We start from the raw sequence: 25,890 nt of genomic DNA on the forward strand, positions 1-25,890 counted from the left end.
TCAAACGGTGCCGGTGGACCTCTAAGCTCATCAGGATTGGTGATCTCGCCAACAATCATCGGATGGATTAAAATTGAAAGCGCTTTGAGGCTGGAGGCCTCCGATGAACCTCAAGCAACTCTCGCATATGCTGTCGCTATCGCAGACCACGGTGAGTCGGGCGCTGAACGGCTACCCGGAGGTCAGCGAGGAAACGCGGCGGCGGGTGATGGATGCCGCCAAGCGCCACGGCTACCGGCCGAACCCATCCGCGCGGCGCCTCGCCACGGGCAAGTCGGGCATGATCGGCTATGTGCTGCCGACCGGCAATGCCGTCGACATCGATCCGCACTTCGTCGAATTCCTCTCCGGTCTCGGCGACTACGCCCGCTCGCACGAGCTCGACCTCGTGCTCTCGCCGGCCGACGCCGACGACGAGGAGACGACCTACCGCCGCATCGTTGCCAACCGCCAGGTCGACGCCGTCTACATTTCCTCGCCGCGTCCGGCCGACAAGCGGCTGGCGCTGGTCAACACGCTGGGCATTCCCTTCATCGTCCATGGCCGCAGCGAGGGTTTCGACTTTGACTACCCCTATCTCGACATCGATAATGAAGGCGCCTTCCATGAAGCGGCGCGGCTGCTGGTCCAGCTTGGCCACAAGCGCCTGGCGCTGATCAACGGCAATGAGCGCGAGACCTTCGCCATCCACCGCGAGCGCGGCATGCGCCGTGCGCTTGCCGCGAGCGGACTGACGCTCGGCGAGCGCCACATCCGCTCGGTGGCCATGACCGAGGAAAACGGCTACCGCGCCGCCCGTCGCCTGCTCGAGGAAAACGAGCCGCCGACGGCAATCGCCTGCTCCAGCCTGATCATGGCGCTGGGCGTAGTGCGCGCCGTGCGCGACCTCGGTCTCACCATTCCGGGCGACTTGTCGCTGGTCGCCCATGACGACGTTTTCCCCTGGCTGCGGCCGGAGAATTTCCCGGTGCCGCTGTCGACGACGCGCTCCTCGATCCGCCTCGCCGGCGCCCGTGTCGCCGAGCGCCTGGCGGCGCGCATTTCAGGGTTGGAGGAGGGGGCTCGAGGCGAGGTCTGGCCGGTTGACCTGGTGGTTAGGGGATCGGTTGCTGGGGCGCCTACGTAGGATCAAAACTCAAACCATGCGGATCAGCCTTCGGGTTCGCGTGACAAGAACCCGTTCAGCCGCCCCAGCACCAGATCCGGCGCTTCGAGCTGAGGAAGATGGCCGACGCCGGGCAGTGTTTCGAACGATGCCTGCTGGATGAGTGCGTGAAGCGCTTTGCCTCGCTCCAGCGGAATCCATGGGTCGTCCTCGCCCCAGATGATCTCTACCGGACAGCGTATATCTTTGAACATCGGCTCGACCTCGGCGGTGTATCTTTCATCGGCTTGCGCGAATTGCCGATAGAAGCTCACCCTTCCCTCCTCCGACAGCCACGGCTCCACAAGCTTGTCGAAATCTCCAGGATCGATCTCATTGACGATCGCTCCCTTGACGTAGGCCGCCACGACGGCTTCATGGATGTGCGCCGGCAAGCCTAGGAAGGCATCCACGTGACGGCCGACATGGTCGAAGAACTCCGATCCCCAGGGCCGCATGGCGACGACATTCATCAGAACGTAGCGGTCGAAATCACAGCCGTGCAGCAGATGCGCCCGCAACGTCGTCGCGCCTCCCATGTCGTGGGCAACGACCATGGGCCGCTGGAGGCGCCAATGGGCAAGCATCTCTGCAAAGACCTTGCCTTGCACATCGAGCGAGGTGCGCTGCTCCGCGGCTTTGTCGGATCGGCCGTATCCGGGCATGTCGTACCAATGGACATGGTATCGCCGCGCCAGAGCCGGAATGATCCGGTGCCATGAGAACGAGGACCACGGCCAGCCATGGGCAAGCACGAGCGATGGCCCGTTGCCAGCCCGACCCGCCGCCACCGCGCCCGCAGACGTTTGCGCGGTTTCATCCAGTTCCCACGACATCGAGCTTCTCCAAGCACTCCGGACACCGTCGTCGATACGAGCTGGTCGCAACCCTATGGTGGGAGACCGCTGACCTCAAATCTCCGACACTGACTGTTCCGATCAACAGGAACGGCAGGGTCCACAATCCCGGATATTTGCGCAGCCAATTGATTGCGTTTGGTCCTAGTGCAGGTTGCCCAAACTCACTCCTTCGCCGCCTCCGCAGCCTTCGTATCGATCAGCCCATAGCCGAAATCATTGTCCCTGCCCTTGGGGCCAAGATCCCTGGCGGTGTCGGCCAGCGCCTTTTCGATGTCGTCGGCCGAACGGTCGGGCGCGGCATGGATCAGGTTGGCGATGGCGCCGCTGACGATTGCCGCAGCAAACGAGGTGCCGGTCACCACATCCGAGCCGGCGCCGCTCGGCGCCACCATCTCGACACCGGGAGCGGAGATGAAGACATAGGCGCCGCGATTGGCCTGCGGCATCAGCCCGTCCTTGGCGTCGGTGGCGGTCACGGCGATGACGCTGTCGAAGGCGGCGGGATAGCCATAGGGCGCCTTCGGCCCGTTGTTACCGGCGGCGGCGACCAGCACCATGCCGAGCGCGCGCGCATTGTGGCAGGCAGTGCCCAGCAGCTTGTTCTTCGGGCCGACGAAGCTCATGTTGATGATGCGCACATCTTGGCTTGCCGCCCAGTCGAGTGCCGAGAGGATGACGTCCATCGTCGACTTGCCGCCTTCGAAGGCGCGTGCGTGATAGATCCTTGCGCCCGGCGCCATGCCTTCCAGCGGGCCGACGCCGGCAATCAGCCCGTCGACCGAAGTGCCGTGGTCGCGCTTTTCGATCGGCACGTTCGGCATGGCGTCGAACTGGTCGGCGATCACGCCCTTCAGCGCCGGGTTGGTGTCGTCGATGCCGGTGTCGATGACGGCGACGCGCACATTCTCGCCGCTCGCTTGCTTGGAATCGAGCGCGATGCGGTCGAAGGCATAGTTCACGATGCCGGCCGCCTGCTGCAGCGTGTAGATATGGTTGGGCTCGCGCCGCTGCGTGCGGCCGTCGGCGGCAAGCTGCGCCAGCACCACGCCGACCGGCCGCCCGTCGGTGATGCCGAAGCGCACCAAAGTCGTGCCGAGTAGCCGCGACTGGCGCTGCGAGCGCACCTGCAGGCCGAACGAGGTGGCGATCTGCTGCACGACACCGGCATCGCCGTCGACCGTCACCAGCACTTCGTCGGGCACGAATTCGCCCGTGATCGCGCGCGGCGGTTCGACCAGGTTGAGGCCGTTTGGCACCGTGACGGGTCCGCTCGGCGTCGGAGCGGGTGCCGGCGCGTTGGCGGAGGCGTTCGAGGAGGATGTCCCGGCGGACGGCGCCGGCGTTTGCGGGGCCACGCCGGCCGGCGGATTCGGAAACAGGTCGACGATCAGCGCCGGCAGGAACACCGCGCCGCCCGGGCCGGTGCCTGTGCCCGGCGTCCCGCCGCCATTCTTGGCCCCGCTATCCTTGTCGCAGCCGGCGCCGGCCGCCGTCGTGCGGTTCAGGCAATCGACCTGGCTTTGCGTCAGGCCTGGATCATTGGTCTGGGCGAAAGCAGGCGCGGCGACACAAGCCGCCGCCAAGATCAGCGCGCGAAGAACGACAGCCTTAGCCGCCATCGACCGGTTTCCTTCCCTGCATCACAGCATCCGCGAAAGGCTGGGCGGCAATGAGGCCGACAATCCTGTCGTAGTCGGCCGCCGTGTTGGCCGGGATCGCCAGGTGGAACACGCCGTCCGCGGTCGGGCCGCCGGCGATCTTCAGCCCGTTCTGGCCGAGGAAGGCGGCGATGTCGGCCATCCTGGCATCCGGCTTGAACTTGACCAGGGCGAAAGGCAGCTTCGCCAGATCGTCCTGGGCGCCGGCTAGCTCGAAGTCGCTGCCCTTGCCGCCTGGACGTTCGAAGGATTGCACAAGGACAAGCGCAAGCAGCGCCGCGGCCGCCGCCCAGGCGACACCGGCAGGCATCGCCGTCACCCGGCCGAAGACCTTGGCAAGCCATGACTGGCCGGCAGGCGCCCGCGCCGGGCCGGCCTCGGCGTCAAGCGCCTTGGCAAAGCGCGACAGCGCGTCGGCGGGCGGGCGGATCGCCTCGTTGGCGGCGGCGGTGCCGGAGAATTCGGCTTCCGCTTCGCCAAGTGCGGCCATCGCCGCCGGATCGGTGGCCAGCCATTCCTCGATAGCCTCCAGCTCGGCGCCCTCCAGCGAGCCGTTCAGGTAGAACGGCAGCAGCGTTTCCATCTCGTCGCGGCGCGACATCTTTTCAGCGGCGCTCATGGCCACCCCCTGTCGTAACCCGCAGACTTCAGGGCTTCGCCGAGTTTCTTGCGGGCGTAGAACATCCTGGTCTTGACGGTCGCGACCGGAATGCCGAGCACCTCGCCGATCTCGGTCACCGACTGTCCGTGGTAATAGGCGAGGTCGATCACGGTGCGGTGTTCCTCCGCCAAGGCGTCGATGAAGCGCCGCAAGGCGGCGGCCTTGTCTTCCTTCATGGTAACGACTTCCGGCGTATCGGCGCCGTCGGGAACTTGCGCCGCGTCGTCGTCGTCGATCCAGTCTTCCTTCTTCTTGCGCAGCGAGGACAACGCCTTGAAGCGGGCGATGCCGAGCAGCCATGTCGAGACTTCGGAGCGGCCCTCGAAGCTGGGCGCCTGCTTCCACAGCTCCAGAAAAACCTCGTTCGCGATATCGTCGGCCATCATTTCCGATCCCGTCTGACGCGCCACGAAGCGGTAGATCCGCGCGTGGTGACGCATGAACAGGAGCCGAACGGCGGCCCGGTCGCCCTTCGCGACCCGGTCTACAAGCGCGCGATCGGTTTCCGTCGCCGCATTCATGGCCGGTCGAGCCGCCTGGCTCCTCGTGGCTCTGTCGCTGATCGGTTCAAAAAGGTTCATCCTCCGCCAAGGAATTTTCGGAGGCTAACCGAAGAGCGGGGAGGTTGCCAGAGGGCAGGGGTTCTCCTTCTCCCACAAGGGGAGAAGGGGAAGTCGCCGCGCTTTACCCCAAAAACACTTTCGCCTTCATCGTCTCGGGTATCGCCACGCCGAGCCGGCTCAGCACCGTCGGCGCCAGCTGCAGCTGGTCGAGCAGCGTATCGCCCTCCGGTCCTTTCGCCGGTCCGAAATAATACAGCGCGAAATCCTGCATCTCGTCGTCGTGGCCGCCATGGTGGCCGCGGACGGTCTGGCCGTGGTCGGCCGTCACGATCACTTCATAGCCGGCTTCGCGCCAGCCGGGCAGGAAGGCGGCGAGCATGCCGTCCATCGCGTAGCAGGCATGGTCCATCTCGTGGCAGTCATGGCCGAAGCGATGGCCCATCGAGTCCAGCGTGCAGGTGTGCAGGATGCCGTAGTCGATGCCATGGCGCTTCGCCAGCATGGTCAGCGTCGCGAACAGGTCGACGTCGCTCGGCGTCATCTGGTTCTTGAGATTGTAGCCGGTCATGGTGTGGAAGCGGCCATGCGTGATCGGCCCATCGGGCTCGTCGAACTCCATGTCCTCGACAAGGTCGAACGGAAAGCTGCGGAAAAATTCGGACCAGTAGGAATGGGTCACGGCGCCGGTCCTGCCGCCGGCCTTGCTGACTTCCGAGAAGATATCCGGCTGCGTGACCCGAAAGCGGTTCTCATTGGAAAGGATGCCGTGCACCTGCGGCGAAACCCCGGTGTGGATCGAGGCGTAGCAGCAGGCGGAGGTCGACGGCAGCACCGAGCGCATTTTCCAAACCTGCGCCGCGCCGGACTGGGCCCAGCCCTCGAGATTGCCCATCAGCCGGCGCCAGTTCCGATAAGGCACGCCGTCGAGGACGATGAGCAGCAGTTTGGATTTGAGCGCCACGCGCGCCTCCATTTACGGTCTTGCGGGAGGGATCAGCATCGAGGGGCTGACCGGTCCGGCCAAGCCCCAGAAGCGCGGAGAAGAGGAAGCCAGCTGGAGCATTTCCAGTGTGCAACGGTCTTCCGCTCGGAATTGCGTAGGAACAGATCGTCAGAGCAGGCCAGATGCCCTAGAGCCGGATGATTTCAGATCGAGTCGACCTGAAATCTGAATCCGCCTCTAAATCAAAGAGATAGAGCATGATGTCGTCCGAAAACCGCTTCACACTTTTCGGCATCATGCTCTAATTCCCGGCGCTTTCCATGCGCCGGCCCTTGATCGCCTTCTCCAGCCAGCCGATCTCCATCTCGGGCACGGAGGACAAAAGCAGGTCCGTATAGGCGTCGAAGGGCGGCGTCAGCACCTTGCTCTTGGGACCGTAGCGAACCACCTCGCCGCGATACATCACCGCGATCGAATCGGCGATCGACTTAACCGTCGCTAAATCGTGTGTGATGAACAAATAGGCGACCTTCTCCACCTGCTGCAGATTGAGCAAGAGCTTGAGGATGCCGTTGGCGACCAGCGGGTCGAGCGCCGAGGTCACCTCGTCGCAGATGATCAGCTTCGGCTTGGCGGCAAGCGAGCGGGCGATGCAGACGCGCTGCTTCTGGCCGCCGGATAGCTCCGCCGGATAGCGGTCGACAAAACCCTTGCCCATCTCGATCTCGTCGAGCAGTTCGGCGACGCGCTTGTCGCGCTCGCGTCCCTTGATGCCGAAATAAAATTCCAACGGCCGGCCGATGATGGTGCCGACGGTCTGGCGCGGATTCATCGCCACGTCGGCCATCTGGTAGATCATCTGCAACTGGCGCAGGTCCTCCTTCGGCCGATCGGCGAGCCTGTTGGCAAGCGGCCTGCCATCGAAGGTTACGGTGCCCTCTTCCGGCGGCAAAAGCCCGGTGATGGCGCGCGCCAGCGTCGACTTGCCGGAGCCGCTCTCGCCGACGACGGCCAGCGTCTGGCCGGGATAGATGTCGACCGAGACGTTCTTCAGCACCTTGACATGGCCGCCGCCATAGGCGGCGGTGACATTCTTCACCGACAGGAATGGCGTCGTGCCCGGCTGCTGTTCCCGGTGCTCGATCTCATGCACCGAAACCAGCGCATTGGTGTACTCTTGGCGCGGCTCCTTGATGATCTGGCGCGTGCCGCCCCATTCGACCAGCCGGCCGTGGCGCAGCACCATGATCTCGTCCGAAACTTGCGCGACGACGGCAAGGTCGTGGGTGATGTAGAGGGCCGCGACATGGGTGTCGCGGATGGCGTCCTTGATCGCCGCCAGCACGTCGATCTGCGTCGTCACGTCGAGCGCCGTGGTCGGCTCGTCGAAGACGATGAGATCGGGCTCCGAGCAGAGCGCCATCGCCGTCATCACACGCTGCAACTGGCCGCCGGAAACCTGATGCGGATAGCGCTCGCCGATCGTTTCAGGATTGGGCAGGCTGAGTTTCTTGAACAGCGCGATGGCCCGTTTCTCGGCCTCGGCGCGGCTTGCTGTGCCGTGCAGGAGCGTGGCCTCGACCACCTGGTCGATGAGCTTGTGGGCCGGATTGAAAGCGGCCGCCGCCGACTGCGCGACGTAGCAGACCTCGCGTCCGCGCAGCGCGCGCACGCCTTTCGGTCCGGCCTTCAGGATGTCGCGGCCATTGAGGACCACCTCGCCGCCGGTGATGCGCACGCCGCCGCGGCCATAGGCCATCGACGACAGGCCGATCGTCGATTTGCCGGCGCCGGATTCGCCGATCAGGCCGAGCACCTTGCCCTTTTCGAGCGTCAGCGAGACGTCGTGGACCAGCGTGATCGTCTTCGGCGCCTCGCCCGGCGGATAGACGGTCGCCTCGATGCGCAGATTGCGGATGTCGAGGAGACGGCCCGAGCTTGCCTGCCCTGGCTTTGCTTGCCCGGACTTCGCTTGCTTATCAGCCATCAGCCGCGTCCTCCCTTCAGGCTCGTCGTGCGGTTGAGCACCCAGTCGGCGACGAGATTGACCGAGATCGCCAGCACCGCGATCGCCGCGGCCGGGATCAGCGCCGCCGGAATGCCGAAGACGATGCCGTCCTTGTTTTCCTTGACCATGCCGCCCCAGTCCGAATCCGGCGGCTGCACGCCGAGGCCGAGGAAGGACAGCGCCGACAGGAACAGCACGGCGAAGATGAAGCGCACGCCGAGTTCCGCCACCAGCGGCGACAGCGCATTTGGCAGGATCTCGCGGAAGATGATCCAGGCCTTGCCTTCGCCGCGCAGCTTCGCCGCCTCGACGAAGTCCATGACGTTGATGTCGACGGCGACCGCGCGCGACAGCCGGTAGACGCGGGTCGAATCGAGGATGCCCATGACCAGGATCAGCGTCAGCGCGTTGGTCGGCAGGACCGAAAGCACGACGAGGCCGAAGATCAGCGTCGGGATCGACATCAGAAGGTCGACGAAGCGCGACATCAGCGTGTCGAACCAGCCGCCGAACACCGCGGCCGAGAAGCCGAGGATCGAGCCTAGCGAGAAGGACAGCGCCGTCGCCGCCACCGCGATCTCCATGGTGATGCGCGCGCCATAGATCATGCGCGAGATGAGGTCGCGGCCGAGATTGTCGGTGCCCAGCCAATGGGTGGCCGACATCGGCTCCCATACGTCGCCGACGATCTCGCCATTGCCGTGCGGTGCGATCCACGGCGCGAAGATCGCGCAGAACGCGAAGAAGCCGGTCAGGATGAGCCCCACCCAGGCGGTCAACGGGATTTGTCGCAAGGCCATGCGCCTCAGTTCCCCCTTTGGTCGTCGTGCATCGGTCCCACTGTGTCGGATGCCCGCTACTTCGGATGCCTCAGTCTCGGATTGGCCACGATGGCCCCGATATCGGCGACAATGTTGAGCGTGATGTATACCGCGGCGAAGATCAGGCCGACCGCCTGCACCACCGGCACGTCGCGCTTGGCGACATGGTCGACGAGATACTGCCCCATGCCTGGATAGACGAAGATCACCTCGACCACGACGACGCCGACGATGAGATAGGCGAGGTTGAGCATGACGACGTTGACGACCGGCGCGATCGCATTGGGGAAGGCGTGCTTGCGGATGATGTCGAAAGCCTTCAGACCCTTCAGCTCCGCCGTCTCGATATAGGCCGACTGCATGACGTTGAGGATTGCCGCGCGCGTCATGCGCATCATATGGGCGAGCACCACCAGCGTCAGTGCGGTCGCCGGCAGCACCACGGCCTGCAGCCTTTCGAGGAAAGGCGTGGAATCATCCACCGTCGAGATGCTCGGAAAGATCTGCCAGTGCACGGCGAACACGAAGATCAGCACATAGCCGATGAAGAATTCGGGAAATGACGTCGAAGCCAGCGCCAGGCCCGAGATCAGTTTGTCGACGAAACCGTTGCGGTAGCGGACGGCAATGAGTCCGAGAATAATTGCCAGCGGCACCGCGACGATCGCCGCGCAGGCGGCCAGGAACAGCGTGTTCTTCAGCCTGGTGCCGATCGAGCTGGCGATATCGAGGCCGCTCGACTGCGCCGTGCCGAAGTCTCCATGCAGGATGCCCCAGAGCCAGTGCACATAGCGCAGCCACGCCGGATCGTTGAGGCCGAGCTGTTCGCGCAGGTTTGCCAGCGCCTCCGGTGTCGCCGACTGGCCGAGGATCGCCTGGGCGACGTCGCCCGGCAGGATCTGCGTGCCGGCGAAGATCAGCACCGAAACGGCCAAAAGAAGAACTATGCCCAGCAAGATGCGCTGAGCGATCAATCTCAAGATCGGAGACGACATCGGCAACCCGTGATGTTGGTGTAGGGACGGCCGCCTTTCGGGCGCGCCACGAAGCAAGGAAGGGCCGGCGTTTACCGGCCCTTCGCTATTCCTTCGTCAAGCCTGCAGCCAGCACTGGATCAAGGCGTGACCGTTGCCGAGTTCCTGTGCCGGGTTGTCGACCCAGCCTTCGACCCCCTTGCCGGTCGCGTCGACGAACTGGTTGAAGAACGGTACGATCAGGCCGCCCTCGTCGCGCATCATCTCGCCCATGTCGCGATAGATCTTCTTGCGCTTTGCTTCGTCGAGCTCGCCTCGCGCCGCCAGGACCATCTTGTCGAAATCCGGACGCTTGAAGCGCGTGTCGTTCCAGTCGGCGGTCGAAATGTACGCCGTCGAGTACATCTGGTCCTGCGTCGGCCGCCCGCCCCAGTAGGAGAGCGAGAAGGGCTGCTTGTTCCAGACTTCCGTCCAGTAACCGTCGCCGGGTTCGCGCTTGATCTCGATCTTGATGCCGGCCTTGGCGCAGCTCTGCTGGTAGAGCTGGGCGGCATCGACCGCGCCGGGGAACGCGACGTCTGAGGTGCGCAACAGGATCGAGCCGCTATGGCCAGACTTCTTGTAGGCCGCGGCAGCCTTCTCCGGGTCGAACTTGCGCTGTTCGATATCCTCAGAGAACAGCGGATAGGCCTTGTTGACCGGCATGTCGTTGCCGACCGAGCCGTAGCCACGCAGGATCTTGTGCAGCATCTCCTCGCGGTCCATGGCGAGCTTCAGCGCCATGCGCAGATCGTTGTTGTCGAAGGGCGCGGTGTCGCAGAACATGTTGAAGGGGTAGAAGCCGCGGCCCGAGGCGGCGCGGACGGTGACGCCAGGCAGCCGCTTGACCAGATCGACGATCTTCGGCTCGACGCGGTTGATCATGTTCACCTGGCCGCCCTGCAGGGCCGCCATGCGGGCGGTCGGGTCATTGACCACCACGATCTCGACCTGGTCGGCATGACCGTATTTGTCGGCCTGCCAGTAATTGGCGAAGCGCTCGCCGCCGTGCTTCACGCCCGGCTTATTGACTGTCACCTTGTACGGTCCGGTGCCGATGCCAGCGTCGGGTTTGTCCACGCCGCCATTCGGCTGGATGATCAGGTGATAGTCCGCCATCAGATAGGGCAGGTCGGCGTTCGCATCCTTCAGCGTGACCACGACATTGCCGCCATCGGCTTTGATGGTGTCGATGCCCTTAAGCACGCCGAGCGCGCCGGACTTCGACTTCTCGTCGCTGTGGCGCTTCAGCGTCGCCACCACGTCGTCCGGTGTCACTTCCTTGCCGTTGTGGAACTGGACGCCCTTGCGGATCTTCATTGTCCAGGTCTTGGCGTCGTCCGACGCGCCGATCTCCTCGGCGATCAGATACTCGACGCCGCCACCGGGCGCGAGTTCGACCAAGGTCTCGCCCCAGCACTTACCGAAGGCAAACGGAACCTGGCTGGCGTCCAGCGCGGGGTCGAGGCTGTCGGTGGATGCACCGCCAACCATGCCGGCCTTCAGCGTGCCGCCCTTGACCGGACCGGCCGCACGCACGGCCTTGGAGAGCAGCGAGTTGGCAACGGTCGCTGCGACGCCGAGCGCCGCCGCGCGACCGAGAAAATCGCGACGGCTAAGCTTTCCGGCAGCGACTCGCCGGCTGAGATAGTCGAGTTCGTCAGACATTATGGTTCCTCACTCTGGATTCCGGCCTTATGGCCGTTTCTTGCTATTGGAGGAGATAATGACCGTAAGGGAAAGCGGCAGGCAAGACCGAATGCGACATGCCGTGGCGTAAATCGCACGTCGCCTTTGGACTAATCTTGACCCGACTCAAACCTGAGAGCGGGGGATCGCCTGCTTGAAGTCGCGTTCGAAGACCAGTTTTTCGCCCTCAAAGGCCTCGATTCGGGCGCTGACGATGAAGTTTGCGGCGTCCGATCGCATCTCGGCAAAGGTTTCGGTTCGCACCGACCATTCGTTCCGCGACAATGTCTGGGTCCAATGCGTGGCTCCGGTGGCAGACAGCGGATCGTCGGGATGGATCGCCCACGTCTCGCGCACGATGCTGCCGTTGACGAGCCCATGTTCGAGATCGCGCACTTCGCCGAAGTCATCCGCGATAGAGAGCGTGACCATGCCGGTCTTCTCGTCGCGGTTGACATGCCGTTCGGATTTGGTCGGCCTGAGCGTCTCGCTCGCCCAGGGGGTGGCACCTTCCGGTTGGGGGAACGAGACCTCGTCGCCATTCGCCAGCGGGCGTAGCGGCAGCTTGAGCGTTGCCGCCGACAGTCCCAGCGTTACCGGCTCCGGCGAAGGCCAGATCATCGGCCAGTAGGCGGTCGAAACGGCGATGCGCAAGCTGTGGCCGGCGGGCACCCGGTAGGCGCACTGGTCGAGCACGACGCGCGCCGACACCGTCTCGCCGGGCACAAGCGCTTGCGGGAATTCATGCGAGTTGCGGTGGGTCAGGTTGAGCACGCCGTAGGAGATCAGTTCCGAGGCGCCGTCTGGATGCACGTCGCACAGCCGCACCGCGATGTTGGCCTGGGGCCGATCGGAGGCAAACCTGATCTCAAGCTCCGGCGCCCCGACAATGTCGATCGCCTTCTTGAGTTCGGCCTGGTCGAAACAAACCGACAGCGCGTCGTCGGGGCGCTGGTCGCCCGGCAGCTCCGGCCCGAAGGTGAAGGGAAAATACTCGCCGCCGGCAAGCCCGCAGCTCTGCGGCGAAGCGACGATCGAAGGCCTTGCGCCGGCGGGAATGAGCTCGATCGCCTCAACCTTGATGTTTGAAGATGGCCAATCCTGTTCGGCGACCCACCGGCCCGGCCGCTCGGGGTGCCAGCGAGCGGGCCGCACGCTGTCCATAACATAGGCGCGGTAATCCGGGTCGGCCTCGACACCGGTCTCCGTTCCCTTCAGCCAGCGGTCCCACCAGCGCAGCGCCTCCTGCAGGAAGCCGATGGCTGGCCTGGGTCCGGCGTAATGCGGGTATTTGTGGATCCACGGTCCAACGATGCCTTTGACCGGCGACTGGATGTTGGCCACGAGGTTGGAGATCGTGTTGCGGTAGCCGTCGTGCCAGCCGCCGATCGACAGCACGGCCGCTTTGACCGCCGAAAACTCCTCGCAGATCGAGCCGCGCTTCCAATAGGCGTCGCGGTGCTGGTGGCTTAGCCAGAGCGGCAACAGGAAAGGCTGGTTTTCCAGACGGCTGAGCCACAGGTCGCGCCAGCGGTTGCCGCCGGCAATCGCCGGATCCGGCGGCCGCGACGAATAGGACAGCATCGTCGAGGCCCAGCCGAAATTCTCCAGGAGCAGGCAGCCGCCCTTGTAGTGGATGTCGTCGGCATAGCGGTCGACGGTCGAGCAGAGGCTGATCACCGCCTTCAGCGCCGGCGGCTGCTTGGCCGCCACCTGCAGGCAATTGAAGCCGCCCCAGGAAATGCCCATCATGCCGACATTGCCGTTGCACCAGGGCTGCGCCGCCGCCCAGGCGATGACGTCGCGGGCGTCCTGTAATTCCTGCTCGGAATATTCGTCGTCCATCAGCCCTTCGGAATCGCCATTGCCGCGCATGTCGACGCGGATCGAGGCGTAGCCGTGCCCGGCGAAATAGGGATGGGTGAGCTGGTCGCGAAGAATGGTGCCGTCGCGCTTGCGGTAGGGCAGGTGTTCGAGGATGGCCGGTACCGGATCGTCGGCGGCATTCTCCGGCATCCAGACGCGCGCCGACAGCCGGCAGCCGTCCGGCATGACGATGCCCATGTCGGGGAACTCGACGACTTTGCGGGGAAATTCGGTGACGATTTTCATGGCGGCGCTCCAAGCGTTGCCACATGATGGAGCGGCGGCTGGCACGTCGTGAGCCAGCCGGCGAAATCGGCTGGTCAATCCGCGTCAGTTCAACGGAATGTCGTTCTCGGCCTTGCTCGCCTGATAGATTCCGGAAAGCTCGTCGTAGCGTGCTGAAATTTTTCCGATGCGCGCTTCCAGCCGATTGCGTTCGGCCTCTGGCAAAGCGCGCACCAGCCGGCGGATGGAGAAGCTCTTCCAATAGGCGTTCTCGGCGTTGTAGCCGCCAGGGTCGAGAGTGAAGACCTCCTTCAGGATCTTGAGGTCATGCGGGATGGCAAAACTGTCGCGAGAATCCTCGTGGCTGAATAGATAGTAGAAATTGTCGAAGCCGGTCCAGGTGATCGCCGACAGGCAGAGCGAGCAGGGCTCGTGCGTGGCGATGAACAGCGCGTCCTTGGTGTCGACGCGCTCGGCCTTCGGCATCTCGTAGAAGCGCTTCAGGCAGTGCACCTCGCCATGCCAGAGCGGGTTTTCCGTCTCGTTGTTGGTCTCGGCCAGCACCAGCGAGCGGTCGTCTTTCCTCAGGATCGCGGCGCCAAACAGCTTGTTGCCGTGGGCGACGCCTTGCGCCGTCTTCGGCACGATATCGTGCTCGATCACATCGAGCAGGCGGTCGATCAGCGAAACGTCGGTCATAGGAATCGGCAGCTTTCAGGGAAGGTGGATCTCGTAAGGATGCGAGAAATAAAACTCTTCGAGATTGGAGCCGTCGCCGCCGCGATCGACGATCACGAAATCCTGTTCCTCGCCGATCGGCGTCAGCACGCCGTGCCAGAGGTTGCGGCGGTAGTTGATGCCTTGTCCGGGGCCGGCGAGAAAGGCATGCGGCTCTCCGGGGCCGTCCTTGGTGTCATGGCAGACGACCACCAGGAACGGCCGCGGCGACAGCGGGATGAAGGCTTGGCTGCCAAGCGGATGGCGCTCGACCATGGTGAGCTTCAGCGGCATCTCATAGGGCGTGCCGCGCACCATCGAGATCAGGACACGCGCATTCGGCCCGGCGGCTTCGGCGGTCGCAAGATCGTGGTAGCGCATCGCCTTGCCGCCATTGATCGGGTAGCGGTTGTCGCCGCCCATGTCGATGACGTCGCCGAAGGGCGCGAAGTTTTCGCGGGTCAGCGGCCGGGCGACGATGCGGCTCACCGCGCCTTGCCCCCAAGATAGCCGCCGAGCTTGGCGTGGCGGTTGACGTCCTTGTAGAGTAGGTAGCGGAATTTGCCTGGCCCGCCGGCGTAGCAGGCCTGCGGGCAGAAGGCGCGCAGCCACATGAAGTCGCCTGCCTCGACCTCGACCCAGTCCTGGTTGAGGCGGTAGACGGCCTTGCCTTCCAGCACATAGAGCCCGTGCTCCATGACATGCGTTTCGGCGAAGGGGATGACCGCGCCCGGTTCGAGCGTGACGATGGTGACATGCATGTCATGGCGCATGTCGGCGGGGTCGACGAAGCGGGTCGTTGCCCAGCGGCCTTCGGTGCCGGGCATCGGGCTCGGCGCCACCTGCTGGTCGCTCGAGAAGAAGGCTTCCGGCACGTCGAGCCCGTCGACGGCTTCATAGGCCTTGCGGATCCAGTGGAAGCGGGCGGCAGTGCCGCTTTCGTTGCGCACCGTCCAGCCGCTCGCCGGCGGCAGGAAGGCGAAGCCGCCGGGGACAAGCACATGCTTTTTGCCGGCAAGTGACACGGTGAGCTTGCCCTCGACGATGAACAGCACGCCCTCTGCCCCCGCATCCGGCTCCGGCCGGTCGCTGCCGCCGCCGGGCAGGACCTCGACGATGTACTGCGAGAACGTCTCGGCGAAGCCCGAGAGCGGCCTTGCAATGATCCAGGCCCTGGTCTCGTCCCAGAACGGCAGCGGGCTGGTCACGATGTCCTGCATCACGCCCCTGGGGATGACGGCATAGGCCTCGGTGAAGACGGCACGGCCGGTCAACAGCTCGGTCTGGCCGGGATGGCCGCCATGCGGCGCGTAATAGGTTCGCTCGGACGTCTTGATCATATCCATGGGGATCCCTGGCGTTATTGCGGGAGCATGTCTTTCAGCCGCAGCAGGGCGATGCGTTCGACCTGTTTGCAGGCGGTTTCGAACTCGGTGCCGCGGCTGTTGCCGATCCGCGCCTCGAACTCCGTCAGGATTTCGTCCTTGCTCTTGCCCTTGACGGCGATGATGAAGGGGAAACCGAAGGTGGTGACATAGGCGGCGTTGAGTTTCGAGAACAGCTCGCGCTCCTTGTCGGTCAGCGCGTCGAGCCCGGCGGAAGCCTGTTCCTTGGCCGATTCCGGCGTCAGGCGCTTCGCCTTGGCCAGCTTGCCGGCGAGGTCCGGGTGAGCGTTGAGCACGGAAAGCCGCTCGGCTTCGCTCGCCGCGCGGAAGACGCGGCAGAGCGCATTGTGCAGGCCGCCGGCACTGTCATGCGCCGGCCCGAGTTCCAGTTCGTAGGCGCGCTCGGCGATCCATGGCGAATGCTCGAACACGCCGCCGAAGGCATGCGCGAATTCTTCGAATTTCATCCGTGAAGGGCGCAGCGCCGGCGCCCTGTAGGGATGCATTTCGCGCCAGTGCCTGGCGATGTCGACGCGCCGCGTCAGCCACACCCTGTCATGCGATTTCACATAATCGACGAAGCGCTTCAGCGCCGCCACACGGCCTGGACGGCCGACCAGCCGGCAATGCAGGCCGATATTCATCATGCGCGGCCTGCCCGATTTGCCCTCGGCATAGAGCGTGTCGAAGCTGTCCTTCAGATAGGCGAAGAACTGGTCGCCCGAGTTGAAGCCCTGCGGCGTCGCGAAACGCATGTCGTTGGCGTCGAGCGTGTAGGGGATGATGAGCTGCGGCTTCTCCAGCCCGTCACGGTCGAACCAGTAGGGCAGCTCGTCGTCATAAGTGTCGGAAACGTAATCGAAGCCGCCTTCCTCGGCGACGAGACGCACCGTGTTGACCGAGGTGCGGCCGGTGTACCAGCCGGTCGGCCGCGCGCCGGTCACTTCGTGGTGCAGCTTGATCGCTTCTTCCAGGTCGCGCCGTTCGTCCTCGGCCGCGTGGTCGCGATAGTCGATCCACTTCAGCCCGTGCGAGGCGATCTCCCAGCCGGCTTCCTGCATCGCGACGACCTGGTCGGGCGAACGCGCCAGCGCGGTGGCGACGCCATAGCAGGTCACCGGCACTTGGGCTTCGGTGAACAGCCGGTAAAGCCGCCAGAAGCCGGCGCGGGCGCCGTATTCATAGATCGATTCCATGTTCCAGTGGCGCTGGCCGACCCACGGCGCCGCACCGACGATCTCCGAAAGAAAGGCCTCCGAAGCCTTGTCGCCGTGCAGCACGCAATTCTCGCCGCCTTCCTCATAGTTGACGACGAACTGCACCGCGACATGCGCGCCGCCGGGCCATTTGGGGTCCGGTGGATTGGCCCCGTAACCGCGCATGTCCCGTTCGTAACGCATTGCAGCTCCTGCCCGCTTGTTGCGTTGAAGATATCGAAAGGAGTGCTCCTGCATTCCCCCGAAAATTTTTGAAAGTGCTTTTTGTAGCACTCCGCTCGACCCGGGCTTATGCATCGCCTTTAATTGGCGCACAATTGACTTGAAAACGTTGGACTGTACCGACCAATCGGTTGCAACGGAAAATGGGAGGCGGCCAGTGGCAGAAACGTCGAAAGCCGATGGCGGGCGCCTGACGACCCATGTGCTCGACACCGCAACCGGCCGGCCGGCGAAGGGCCTGTCGATCGGGCTCTTCCGCATCGAGGGTGAGAGCCGCAAGCATCTGAAGACGGTGGCCACCAACGATGACGGCCGCTGCGATGCGCCGCTGCTGGCCGGAGCGGATTTCCACACCGGCGAATATGAGCTGGTCTTTGCCGCCGGCGACTATCTGCGCGGGCAGGGTATCAGCCTGCCGCAGCCCGCCTTCCTCGACATCGTGCCGATCCGCTTCGGCATCGCGGAGCACCGGCATTACCATGTCCCGCTCTTGATTTCGCCCTATGGCTACTCGACCTATCGGGGGAGCTGAGACATGGCAGAGATCCGCAACGAGATACGCTTCATCCTGAATGGCGGCGACGTGGCTTTGAAAGACGTCGCGCCCGATACGACCTTGCTCGACTGGCTGCGGCTCAACCGCTCGCTGCGCGGGACAAAGGAAGGCTGCGCGGAAGGCGACTGCGGCGCTTGCACGGTGCTGGTCGGCAAGCTTTCCGCCGAAGGTCTCGTCTACGAAAGCGTCAATGCCTGCATCCGCTTTATGGCCTCGCTCGACGGTACCCATGTCGTGACCGTGGAACATCTGCGCGGCGATGGCGAAAACCTGCATCCGGTGCAGCAGGCGATGGTCGATTTCCACGGCTCGCAATGCGGCTTCTGCACGCCGGGCTTCATCATGTCGCTCTACGGGCTCTGGATGAAGACACCCGATCCGTCCGACGCTGCGATCGAAAAGGCCCTGCAGGGCAATCTCTGCCGCTGCACCGGCTACGAGGCGATCATGCGCGCCGCGCATGCCATTTCGAGCTACGGCAAGGCGGCGAAGGACCCGTTGGCGGTGGAGCGCAAGCATATCACCGCGCGGCTGAAGACATTGCGCGACGGTGCTAGGGTCGAAGTCGGATCGGACAAGCAGCGGCTGATCGTGCCGTCCGACGTCGACGATTTCGCCGCCGTGCTCGAGAAAGAACCGGGCGCTACCATCGTCGCCGGCTCGACCGACGTCGGCCTGTGGGTGACCAAGCATATGCGCGACATTGCGCCGGCGATCTTCATTGGGGGGCTCGATGGACTGCGCACCATGTCGGAAGCAGACGGAACCATCACCATTGGCGCCGCCGTCACCTATACAGAGGCTTTCGAGACGCTGTCGAAGCGTATCCCCGCATTGGGGCCGCTGGTCGACCGCATCGGCGGCGAGCAAGTGCGCAACATGGGCACGATCGGAGGCAATATTGCCAACGGCTCGCCGATCGGCGACCTGCCGCCGCCGCTGATCGCGCTCGGCGCGCAGCTCACGCTGCGCAAGGGCAGCGCCCGCCGCACGATCCCGCTCGAAACCTTCTTCATCGCCTATGGCAAGCAGGATCGCCAACCCGGCGAGTTCGTCGAAGCCGTCCATGTGTCCGTGCCGGCACGGGACAAAAAGTTTGCCGTCTACAAGGTCACCAAGCGCCGTGACGAGGACATCACCGCGACGCTCGGCGCGTTCTGTCTTAGCCTGGCCAGGGACGGCACCGTAGCCGATATCCGTATCGCCTATGGCGGCATGGCGCCGACGCCGAAGCGAGCCATTGCGGTCGAGAAGGCGTTGATCGGCAAAACCTGGAGCGAAGCGACGGTGGAAGCCGCGATGGCCGAATACGCCAGCGACTTCACGCCGATCACCGACATGCGGGCGACCGCCGAATACCGGGCGTTGGCGGCGAGGAACCTGTTGCTGCGCTTCTACGTCGAAACCACAGGCACCAGGGCGCCGTTCCAGGTGTCGCGCAACGAGGCGGCCTGATGAACAAGCACGCCACCACTCCCAATCTCAAGGCCGAAAAGATCGTCGGCGGCGTCGCCACCGACCAGCGGCACGATTCCGCGCACAAGCACGTCAGCGGCACCGCCATCTATATCGACGACATGCCGGAACCCGCAGGCACGCTGCATGTCGGCCTAGGCCTGTCCAAGGTCGCGCACGGCAACCTGAAAAGCGTCGACCTGTCGGCGGTGCGTTCGGCGCCCGGCGTCGTCGATGTGCTGACTCATGCGGACATTCCCGGCGAGAACGATGTTTCGCCGAGCAACATGCATGACGATCCGGTGCTGGCCGAAGGCGAGGTGCAGTTCTACGGACAGCCGATCTTCGCCGTGGTCGCCGAGACGCGCGAGGCGGCGCGGCGCGCGGCGCGCCTGGCCAAGATCGATTATGACGAGCTTCCGGCCGTCGTCGACATCTGGAACCTCGACCCGGTCAAGGACAAGCAGGTCACCACGCCGCTCGTCCTGAAGCGCGGCGATGCGGCCGCGGCGATCGCGGCGGCTCCTCGCCGCATCAAGAACCGCATGTGGCTCGGCGGCCAGGACCATTTCTATCTCGAAGGCCAGGTCTCGCTCGCCATCCCCGGCGAGGATGACGAAGTCATTGTCTATTGCTCGACGCAGGGCCCGAGCGAGACGCAGCATCTGGTCGCGCATGCGCTCGGCGTGCCGAGCCACGCGGTAACGGTCGAAGTTCGTCGCATGGGCGGCGGTTTCGGCGGCAAGGAAACGCAGGCCAACCAGTGCGCCGCGATCGCCGCGATCGCCGCCAAGAAGCTCAAGCGCGCGGTCAAGATCAGGCTCGACCGCGACGAGGACATGACCGCCACCGGCAAGCGGCACGACTTCGCCATCGACTACGAGGTCGGCTTCGACGACGAGGGCAACATCCTCGGCGTCGACTTCACCTATGCGCTGCGTTGCGGCTTCTCTGCCGACCTGTCCGGCCCGGTCGGCGACCGCGCGCTGTTCCACTGCGACAACGCCTATTTCTACCCCGCGGTGCATGCCAAGTCGGTACCGCTTTACACCAACACCGTCTCCAACACCGCCTTCCGCGGCTTTGGCGGTCCGCAGGGCATGGTCGGTGCCGAGCGCGTCATCGACGAGGTGGCCTTCGCCGTCGGCAAGGACCCGCTCGAGATCCGCAAGCTCAATTTCTATGACCCGATGGACGCCATCGGCGAGCGCTGCTTCACGCCCTATCACCAGAAGGTCGAGGACTGCATCATCCAGCGCATCGTGGCGGAACTGGAGGAAAGCGCGAACTACGCCCGGCGTCGCCGCGAGATCGTCGCCTTCAACAACAACAGCCGCTTCATCAAGCGCGGCCTGGCGATGACGCCGGTCAAGTTCGGCATCTCCTTCACCAAGACGGAAGCCAACCAGGCCGGCGCGCTGGTGCATGTCTATGCCGACGGCTCGGTGCACATGAACCATGGCGGCACCGAGATGGGCCAGGGCCTGCATCTCAAGGTGGCGCAGGTCGTCGCCGAGGAGTTCCAGATCGACCTCGACCGGGTCAAGATCACCGCGACCACCACCGCCAAGGTGCCGAACACCTCGCCGACGGCAGCCTCTTCCGGCGCCGACCTCAACGGCATGGCGGCGCAGGATGCCGCCCGCCAGATCCGCAAGCGGCTGACCGATTTCGCGGCGGACAAATACCAGGTGCCGCACGACCAGGTGGTGTTTCTGCCCAACCGCGTGCGCGTCGGCAACCAGGAAATCGCCTTCAACGATCTGGTCAAGCAGGCCTATATCGCCCGCGTCCAGCTCTCGGCGGCCGGCTTCTACAAGACGCCCAAGATCCATTGGGACCGCAGCAAGGGTCGCGGCCACGCCTTCTACTATTACGCCTATGGCGCGGCCTGCTCGGAGGTCTCGGTCGATACGCTGACCGGCGAATATGTCGTCGAGCGCACCGATATCCTGCATGATGCCGGCCGCTCGCTGAACCGGGCGATCGACCTTGGCCAGATCGAGGGCGGCTTCATCCAGGGCATGGGCTGGCTGACGACGGAGGAGCTGTGGTGGGACGACAGCGGCCGGCTGCGCACGCATGCGCCGTCGACCTACAAGATCCCGCTTGCTTCCGATCGTCCAAAAGTCTTCAACGTCAAGCTGACCGACTGGTCGTCGGCCTATGAGCCGACCATCCATCGTTCCAAGGCCGTGGGCGAACCGCCGCTGCCGCACGGCATGTCGGTGCTGCACGCCCTGTCGGACGCGGTGGCGAGCGTCGCCGACCACAAGATCTGTCCCCGCCTCGACGCGCCCGCGACGCCTGAACGGGTGCTTATGGCGATCGAACGGCTGAAGCAGGCAGCCGCAAAGCCGGCCTGAATGGGCCGGAACGTGCAAATCGGGGCACAAAACGCTATATTTCCCAGGTGGAAATGCAGACGATGAACTCGAGAGTGCAAGAGCTGAAGCAATTCCTCGGCCGTGCTGGCCGGGCTGCATTGGTTGAGGTGGCGGCCACCAAGGGGTCGACCCCGCGCGAGGCCGGCGCCTTCATGCTCGTCTCGGCATCGTCGATCTTCGGCACGATCGGCGGCGGCCAGCTCGAATACATGGCGATCGACAAGGCGCGGCAGCTTCTCTCCCCCCTCGAGGGGGAGATGGCAGCAAGGCGCCCAGACGGGGCCCCCTCAGGAGGCACCACAAGGGCGCCGAGCACTGCGCGGGCGACCCCATCCGGCGGCTCCGCCGCCACCCTGCCCTCAAGGGGGAGGGAAACCCGCATCGAGGTCGACGAGGTCTCCACCACGCTCGACGTGCCGCTCGGGCCGGAAATCGGCCAATGCTGCGGCGGGCGGGTAGAGGTGCTGATCCGCCTCGTCGATGGTTCGCTCCAACACGAACTGATCGCTAAGGCCGAGGCCGAGGAAGCACATCTTCCGCATGTCTATATCTTCGGCGGCGGCCATGTCGGCCAGGCGCTGGCCGCTTCGCTGGCGCTGCTGCCCATCCATGCCGTCGTCGTCGAGACGCGCGCGGACGCGTTGGAAGGCATGCACGAGGCGGTCGAAACGCGGCTGACGCCGATCCCCGAGGCCGTGGTGCGCGAGGCGCCGGCGGGATCGGCCTTCGCCATCCTCACGCACGACCATGCGCTGGATTTCCTCATCGTTGCCGAAGCGCTGAGGCGCGAAGACGCCGCCTATGTCGGCATGATCGGCTCCAAGACCAAGAAGGCAACGTTCAGGAACTGGTTCCTCAAGTCCGCCGAAGGCGGCCAAGCGCAGTTTGACCGGCTCGTCTCGCCAATCGGCGGCAATGCGGTGAAGGACAAGCGCCCGGCGGTGATTGCGGCGCTTGCGGCCGCGGAGATCATGACGGCGCTCGCCTCGCATGGCGTCCATGCATTGGCTTCGAATGCGTCCGAAAGGGCGATGGCGGGTTGATTTGGCCGGCCATGCAAGAGCCCGCATCCTGCCTGGCTATTCCTTTTCCTGCGTGGGCGCTTCGAGTAACCACAGCAATTTGTCGAGCAAGCGCGAACAGGCGGTAAAACTGTCGGCGGTGTTGGCATTGCCGGCGTCGGTTGGTGAGAGCTGAAGAGGCGGCTTGAACGACCGCCAATCGTCAGAACGGCGACGGGCCAAGTTTCATCCCGCATCGGATTGAAGCGTGCGACTCTAATGGCAGGTGTGAGTGACGCTCACGGCTGCTCGTCGCTTTCGTCGTTTCCCAAAACGGCCCGGAACGTGTTTGTTGCACCTCAGGAACACGAGGCCAGGAACATGGACGTATTGCGCATTGCAGCCTTTTCGGACGGACACACCGGCGGCAATCCCGCCGGCGTGGTGATTGGCGACGTTCTGCCCGATGCCGCAGACATGCAGCGTGTCGCGGCCGAAGTCGGCTTTTCGGAAACCGCCTTCGCGGCACCCGAGGATGAAAGCTGGCGCGTCCGCTATTTTTCGCCGGAGTCGGAAGTGCCGTTCTGCGGCCACGCCACCATTGCGCTGGGCGCGGCGCTGGTCAGAAAGTTCGGCGACGGCATTTTCAAGCTGACCCTCAACCAGGCCAACATAACGGTCGAAGGTTTTCGCGATGGCACCAATGTCGCCGCCGCACTGCAATCGCCGCCGACGCGCAGCCGGCAGGCTTCGTCGGAACTGGTCGGCAAGGCACTCGCCCTGTTTGGGTACGAGCCTGGCGACCTCGATCCGGCCATCCCGCCGGCGTTCATCCACGGCGGCGCCGATCATCTCGTGCTGGCGCTGAAGTCACGCGAGGCGTTGGCCGCCATGACCTATGACTTGAGAAAGGGTCAGTCCTTCATGCGGCGTGAAGGGCTGGTCACGATGCTGCTCGCTTATGCCGAGACGCCGCGCCTCTTCCACACCCGCAATCCGTTCGCTTCCGGCGGTGTCTACGAGGACCCGGCGACGGGGGCGGCGACCGCTGCCTTTGCCGGCTATCTGCGCGATCTCGGCTGGCCGCATGGCGGCGCGATCGATATCGTCCAGGGCGAGGATATGGGCATGCGCTCGCGGCTCCAAGCCGATATTCCACCGACGCCCGGCAGCTCGATCAGGGTCTCCGGAGCGGCCCGGCTGATGGACTGAACCGCCTAAACCGGCCGCTTCAAGCCGAGATGCTCGCGCAGCGTGCGCCCCTCATAATCCTTGCGGAAAAGGCCGCGCCGCTGCAGTTCGGGCACGACCAGCGCCGCGAAGGCGTCGAGTTCGCCCGGGAACCAGGACGGCATGACATTGAAGCCGTCGGCAGCGCCGCCTTCGAAACGGGCCTGCAATTCGTCGGCGATCTGCTCGGCCGTGCCGACCACGCGCCAATGACCGCGCGCGCCGGCAAAGTAACGCGCAAGCTCGCGGATCGTGAGGCCGTCGCGCCGCGCCTGCTCGATGACCAGCGCCTGCCGGCTCTTCATCCCTTCGCTCTCAGGCAGTTCGGGCAACGGCCCGTCGATCGGATAGCGCCCGAGATCGGAGATGCTGAGGTAGCTGGAAAGCAGCGCCACGCCGACGTCGTCGGGGATCAGCTCCTGCAGCGCATCGTATTTCGCCTGCGCCTCGGCTTTCGTCGCCGCCACCATCGGCGCCACGCCAGGCATGATCTTGACGTCGTCCGGGCGGCGCCCATAGGCCGCGAGCCGTCCCTTAAGGTCGTCGTAAAAGGCCTTGGCGTCCTCGAAAGTCTGTGCCGCCGAGAACACGACATCGGCGGTACGGGCGGCGAGATCCTTGCCGTCGTCCGAAGCCCCAGCCTGCACCATCACCGGCGCGCCTTGCGGCGAGGGCGGTATGTCGAGCGGATCGCGAACCGAAAAGCTTTCGCCGTCATAGCCGGCAGCCTTGCGGTGCCACAACCCGGTGATGACGGCGGCGAACTCTCGGGCGCGTTCGTAGCGATCCGCATGCGGCCGCAAGCCGGTCGCGCCGAAATTCGCCGCTTCGATCGGGCTGGCCGAGGTGACGAGGTTCCAGCCGGCCCGGCCGCCGCTCAAATTGTCGAGCGAGGCAAACATGCGCGCCAGCGCGTAGGGTTCGTTGTAGCTGGTCGATGCCGTCGAGACGAGACCGATGCGCTCGGTCTGCGCGGCAAGGGCCGAAAGCAGGCTGATCGGCTCGAAACCGATCGAGCGCGAGGTCTGGCTGGCGATTTGGACATTGGCCTCGCGTAAGCCGGCGGCGTCCTCGCAGAACACCATGTCGAACTTCGCCGCTTCGGCCGTGCGTGCCAGCGCGATGTAATGGTCGATGTCGATGCCGGCCGTCACATGCGCGTCCGGATGGCGCCAGGCGGCGATGTGATGTCCGGTCGCCCACAGGAACAGGCCGAGCTTCATCTGGCGCGCACTCATGGCCGGCCGTCCTCACCCAACCCAAGGCGATCGCGCAGCGTCTTGCCCGGTTGTGTCTCGGCAAATCCGTGTCGCTTGAGTTCCGGCAGCAATCGTTCGACAAAATCCTCCAAAGCGGCAGCCCGAGGCTGCACAGCCAGAACGATGCCGTCGCAGCCGGATGAGCGGCACAGGGCTTCCAGAATGCCGCCGTCACGTTCCGGCCGCGCATCGGCCACCGTCAGCACCCTGATCGTCATCGGGTCGCGCCCCGCATCGTACGCTCTGCGTTTGATCTCATCGCAGGCCGCTCTCGCGTCCGATGGTTCACGCTTATCCAACAGCACGAGGTCGGCGCGGCGGCTGGCAAAATCGAACTCGGTCTCTGCCAGCCCGGACATCACCAGCAGTGGGCGGTCTTGCGGCGAACGGGCGACATTAAGCGGGCCGCGCACTGAGAAGAATTCGCCGGTGAAGTTCGCCAAGTGCATCTTGTCCGGATCGTGGAAGCGGCCTGATGCCTTGTCGAACAACAAGGCATCATGTTCCCAGCTGATCCACAGGAGCCGTACAATGTTGATGAATTCCCTGGCGCGACGGCGAAAATCATCGTCGGAAAAACCTTCCGGGCGGCTGAAATTCGCCGCCTCGCGCGGGTTCTGCGCCGTGGTGACGTTCCAGCCGGTGCGGCCATGGCTGATGATGTCGAGCGAAGCAAAACGGCGCGCCAGAGTGTAGGGCTGGTGCGCGAGCGTCGAGGCGCTGGCGACGAGGCCGATCTTCTCCGTCGCGGTCGCCAGCGCGGCAATGAGGGTCGTCGCTTCGAAAGGGCTGGTCGACGGCTCGCCGTTTGGCCCCGAGTCGGAGATGACGACCATGTCGACACCGGCCGCCTCCGCTTTCCGCACGAAACCGTCGATCTCGGCGAATGTCAGGCTGGTCTGCCCTGTGGCGGATGCGATATCGAGCGAAACGGCGAGATGCATTATGCGGCCCATTCGGCTGCCCCGAAAGTCGGCAGCCGTTCTCGCTACCAACCTAGGCCCGCCTTT

22 protein-coding genes and 1 pseudogene are annotated in these 25,890 nt (G+C 64.6%); 6 read left to right on the forward strand and 17 right to left on the reverse strand.

Going from position 1 to position 25,890, the window contains the following annotated elements; genetic code table 11:
• Positions 1-103 precede the first annotated feature (103 nt).
• Positions 104-1,126, forward strand: coding sequence for a substrate-binding domain-containing protein (locus tag F3H96_RS01095; RefSeq protein WP_149790092.1), 1,023 nt, complete (start codon positions 104-106; stop codon positions 1,124-1,126).
• 23 nt (positions 1,127-1,149) lie between these two features.
• Here the strand turns inward: F3H96_RS01095 and F3H96_RS01100 are convergent, their stop codons facing one another.
• From F3H96_RS01100 to puuE, 14 genes are all read right to left on the reverse strand, one after another.
• A complete protein-coding gene (locus F3H96_RS01100; protein WP_149790093.1) occupies positions 1,150-1,980 on the reverse strand; it encodes an alpha/beta hydrolase in 831 nt (276 codons plus the stop codon).
• 185 nt (positions 1,981-2,165) lie between these two features.
• Positions 2,166-3,623, reverse strand: a complete 1,458-nt coding sequence (locus F3H96_RS01105; RefSeq protein WP_149790094.1) for a S8 family serine peptidase — start codon at positions 3,621-3,623, stop codon at positions 2,166-2,168.
• Positions 3,613-4,281, reverse strand: a complete 669-nt coding sequence (locus F3H96_RS01110) for an anti-sigma factor (RefSeq protein WP_149790095.1) — start codon at positions 4,279-4,281, stop codon at positions 3,613-3,615. Before F3H96_RS01110 ends, F3H96_RS01105 begins: the two co-directional genes overlap by 11 nt.
• On the reverse strand, positions 4,278-4,844 hold the full coding sequence (locus F3H96_RS01115) for a sigma-70 family RNA polymerase sigma factor (RefSeq protein WP_149790096.1): 567 nt from the start codon (positions 4,842-4,844) through the stop codon (positions 4,278-4,280). The genes F3H96_RS01110 and F3H96_RS01115 overlap by 4 nt, the downstream gene beginning before the upstream one ends.
• A 163-nt stretch (positions 4,845-5,007) precedes the next feature.
• Complete coding sequence (locus F3H96_RS01120) at positions 5,008-5,847, reverse strand: alkaline phosphatase family protein (protein WP_149790097.1); 840 nt, start codon at positions 5,845-5,847, stop codon at positions 5,008-5,010.
• A gap of 283 nt (positions 5,848-6,130) precedes the next feature.
• Complete coding sequence (locus F3H96_RS01125; RefSeq protein ID WP_149790098.1) at positions 6,131-7,816, reverse strand: ABC transporter ATP-binding protein; 1,686 nt, start codon at positions 7,814-7,816, stop codon at positions 6,131-6,133.
• A complete protein-coding gene (locus tag F3H96_RS01130) occupies positions 7,816-8,637 on the reverse strand; it encodes an ABC transporter permease (RefSeq protein WP_149790099.1) in 822 nt (273 codons plus the stop codon). Before F3H96_RS01130 ends, F3H96_RS01125 begins: the two co-directional genes overlap by 1 nt.
• Positions 8,638-8,693: 56 nt before the next feature.
• The gene (locus tag F3H96_RS01135) at positions 8,694-9,653 is read right to left on the reverse strand and encodes an ABC transporter permease (RefSeq protein ID WP_149790100.1); all 960 of its coding nucleotides are present in this window, start codon (positions 9,651-9,653) and stop codon (positions 8,694-8,696) included.
• A gap of 96 nt (positions 9,654-9,749) precedes the next feature.
• A complete protein-coding gene (locus F3H96_RS01140; protein ID WP_149790101.1) occupies positions 9,750-11,339 on the reverse strand; it encodes an ABC transporter substrate-binding protein in 1,590 nt (529 codons plus the stop codon).
• Positions 11,340-11,486: 147 nt separating this feature from the next.
• Entirely contained in the window at positions 11,487-13,472 is a 1,986-nt protein-coding gene (locus F3H96_RS01145; RefSeq protein WP_149790102.1) for a CocE/NonD family hydrolase, read from the reverse strand.
• Between the two features lie 84 nt (positions 13,473-13,556).
• Complete coding sequence (locus F3H96_RS01150) at positions 13,557-14,150, reverse strand: nucleoside deaminase (RefSeq protein ID WP_149790103.1); 594 nt, start codon at positions 14,148-14,150, stop codon at positions 13,557-13,559.
• Positions 14,151-14,165: 15 nt separating this feature from the next.
• On the reverse strand, positions 14,166-14,657 hold the full coding sequence (locus tag F3H96_RS01155) for an ureidoglycolate lyase (protein ID WP_149790104.1): 492 nt from the start codon (positions 14,655-14,657) through the stop codon (positions 14,166-14,168).
• Positions 14,654-15,514: a bifunctional allantoicase/(S)-ureidoglycine aminohydrolase gene (locus tag F3H96_RS01160; RefSeq protein WP_149790105.1), complete on the reverse strand. Its 861-nt coding sequence runs from the start codon at positions 15,512-15,514 to the stop codon at positions 14,654-14,656. Before F3H96_RS01160 ends, F3H96_RS01155 begins: the two co-directional genes overlap by 4 nt.
• A gap of 14 nt (positions 15,515-15,528) precedes the next feature.
• The gene (gene puuE, locus F3H96_RS01165; protein ID WP_149790106.1) at positions 15,529-16,953 is read right to left on the reverse strand and encodes an allantoinase PuuE; all 1,425 of its coding nucleotides are present in this window, start codon (positions 16,951-16,953) and stop codon (positions 15,529-15,531) included.
• A 196-nt stretch (positions 16,954-17,149) separates the two neighbouring features.
• On the opposite strand from puuE, the gene uraH reads away from it, so the two are divergent.
• The 4 genes from uraH to xdhC all read left to right on the forward strand — a co-directional run bounded on the left by uraH (position 17,150) and on the right by xdhC (position 22,433).
• The gene (uraH, locus tag F3H96_RS01170; protein ID WP_149790107.1) at positions 17,150-17,524 is read left to right on the forward strand and encodes a hydroxyisourate hydrolase; all 375 of its coding nucleotides are present in this window, start codon (positions 17,150-17,152) and stop codon (positions 17,522-17,524) included.
• A 3-nt stretch (positions 17,525-17,527) separates the two neighbouring features.
• On the forward strand, positions 17,528-19,003 hold the full coding sequence (gene xdhA, locus F3H96_RS01175; RefSeq protein WP_149790108.1) for a xanthine dehydrogenase small subunit: 1,476 nt from the start codon (positions 17,528-17,530) through the stop codon (positions 19,001-19,003).
• Complete coding sequence (gene xdhB / locus F3H96_RS01180; protein ID WP_149790109.1) at positions 19,003-21,369, forward strand: xanthine dehydrogenase molybdopterin binding subunit; 2,367 nt, start codon at positions 19,003-19,005, stop codon at positions 21,367-21,369. The genes xdhA and xdhB overlap by 1 nt, the downstream gene beginning before the upstream one ends.
• A gap of 62 nt (positions 21,370-21,431) precedes the next feature.
• The gene (xdhC, locus tag F3H96_RS01185) at positions 21,432-22,433 is read left to right on the forward strand and encodes a xanthine dehydrogenase accessory protein XdhC (RefSeq protein WP_149790110.1); all 1,002 of its coding nucleotides are present in this window, start codon (positions 21,432-21,434) and stop codon (positions 22,431-22,433) included.
• 36 nt (positions 22,434-22,469) lie between these two features.
• Here the strand turns inward: xdhC and F3H96_RS30935 are convergent.
• Positions 22,470-22,571, reverse strand: a pseudogene (locus F3H96_RS30935) (DNA starvation/stationary phase protection protein Dps); the annotation flags it as partial.
• A 201-nt stretch (positions 22,572-22,772) separates the two neighbouring features.
• Here F3H96_RS30935 and F3H96_RS01195 point away from each other — a divergent pair.
• Entirely contained in the window at positions 22,773-23,603 is an 831-nt protein-coding gene (locus tag F3H96_RS01195; protein ID WP_149790111.1) for a PhzF family phenazine biosynthesis protein, read from the forward strand.
• A gap of 5 nt (positions 23,604-23,608) precedes the next feature.
• Here the strand turns inward: F3H96_RS01195 and F3H96_RS01200 are convergent, their stop codons facing one another.
• Positions 23,609-24,859 carry an LLM class flavin-dependent oxidoreductase gene (locus F3H96_RS01200; RefSeq protein ID WP_149790112.1) on the reverse strand — a complete coding sequence of 417 codons (1,251 nt, stop codon included), beginning with the start codon at positions 24,857-24,859 and terminating at the stop codon, positions 23,609-23,611.
• A complete protein-coding gene (locus tag F3H96_RS01205; RefSeq protein WP_244619870.1) occupies positions 24,856-25,836 on the reverse strand; it encodes an LLM class flavin-dependent oxidoreductase in 981 nt (326 codons plus the stop codon). The genes F3H96_RS01200 and F3H96_RS01205 overlap by 4 nt, the downstream gene beginning before the upstream one ends.
• Positions 25,837-25,890 lie beyond the last annotated feature (54 nt).

It is taken from the genome of Mesorhizobium sp. NFR06 (genome assembly GCF_900115245.1).
In the GTDB taxonomy this organism is placed as follows: domain Bacteria; phylum Pseudomonadota; class Alphaproteobacteria; order Rhizobiales; family Rhizobiaceae; genus Mesorhizobium.

What these genes read in the sequence shown, in the direction of transcription:
- F3H96_RS01095 (WP_149790092.1), top strand. Translation starts at nt 104, where the DNA reads ATGAACCTCAAGCAACTCTCGCATATGCTGTCGCTATCGCAGACCACG.
- F3H96_RS01100 (WP_149790093.1), bottom strand. Translation starts at nt 1,980, where the DNA reads ATGTCGTGGGAACTGGATGAAACCGCGCAAACGTCTGCGGGCGCGGTG.
- F3H96_RS01105 (WP_149790094.1), bottom strand. Translation starts at nt 3,623, where the DNA reads ATGGCGGCTAAGGCTGTCGTTCTTCGCGCGCTGATCTTGGCGGCGGCT.
- F3H96_RS01110 (WP_149790095.1), bottom strand. Translation starts at nt 4,281, where the DNA reads ATGAGCGCCGCTGAAAAGATGTCGCGCCGCGACGAGATGGAAACGCTG.
- F3H96_RS01115 (WP_149790096.1), bottom strand. Translation starts at nt 4,844, where the DNA reads ATGAATGCGGCGACGGAAACCGATCGCGCGCTTGTAGACCGGGTCGCG.
- F3H96_RS01125 (WP_149790098.1), bottom strand. Translation starts at nt 7,816, where the DNA reads ATGGCTGATAAGCAAGCGAAGTCCGGGCAAGCAAAGCCAGGGCAGGCA.
- F3H96_RS01130 (WP_149790099.1), bottom strand. Translation starts at nt 8,637, where the DNA reads ATGGCCTTGCGACAAATCCCGTTGACCGCCTGGGTGGGGCTCATCCTG.
- F3H96_RS01135 (WP_149790100.1), bottom strand. Translation starts at nt 9,653, where the DNA reads ATGTCGTCTCCGATCTTGAGATTGATCGCTCAGCGCATCTTGCTGGGC.
- F3H96_RS01140 (WP_149790101.1), bottom strand. Translation starts at nt 11,339, where the DNA reads ATGTCTGACGAACTCGACTATCTCAGCCGGCGAGTCGCTGCCGGAAAG.
- F3H96_RS01145 (WP_149790102.1), bottom strand. Translation starts at nt 13,472, where the DNA reads ATGAAAATCGTCACCGAATTTCCCCGCAAAGTCGTCGAGTTCCCCGAC.
- F3H96_RS01150 (WP_149790103.1), bottom strand. Translation starts at nt 14,150, where the DNA reads ATGACCGACGTTTCGCTGATCGACCGCCTGCTCGATGTGATCGAGCAC.
- F3H96_RS01160 (WP_149790105.1), bottom strand. Translation starts at nt 15,514, where the DNA reads ATGGATATGATCAAGACGTCCGAGCGAACCTATTACGCGCCGCATGGC.
- puuE (WP_149790106.1), bottom strand. Translation starts at nt 16,953, where the DNA reads ATGCGTTACGAACGGGACATGCGCGGTTACGGGGCCAATCCACCGGAC.
- xdhA (WP_149790108.1), top strand. Translation starts at nt 17,528, where the DNA reads ATGGCAGAGATCCGCAACGAGATACGCTTCATCCTGAATGGCGGCGAC.
- xdhB (WP_149790109.1), top strand. Translation starts at nt 19,003, where the DNA reads ATGAACAAGCACGCCACCACTCCCAATCTCAAGGCCGAAAAGATCGTC.
- xdhC (WP_149790110.1), top strand. Translation starts at nt 21,432, where the DNA reads ATGAACTCGAGAGTGCAAGAGCTGAAGCAATTCCTCGGCCGTGCTGGC.
- F3H96_RS01195 (WP_149790111.1), top strand. Translation starts at nt 22,773, where the DNA reads ATGGACGTATTGCGCATTGCAGCCTTTTCGGACGGACACACCGGCGGC.
- F3H96_RS01200 (WP_149790112.1), bottom strand. Translation starts at nt 24,859, where the DNA reads ATGAGTGCGCGCCAGATGAAGCTCGGCCTGTTCCTGTGGGCGACCGGA.
- F3H96_RS01205 (WP_244619870.1), bottom strand. Translation starts at nt 25,836, where the DNA reads ATGGGCCGCATAATGCATCTCGCCGTTTCGCTCGATATCGCATCCGCC.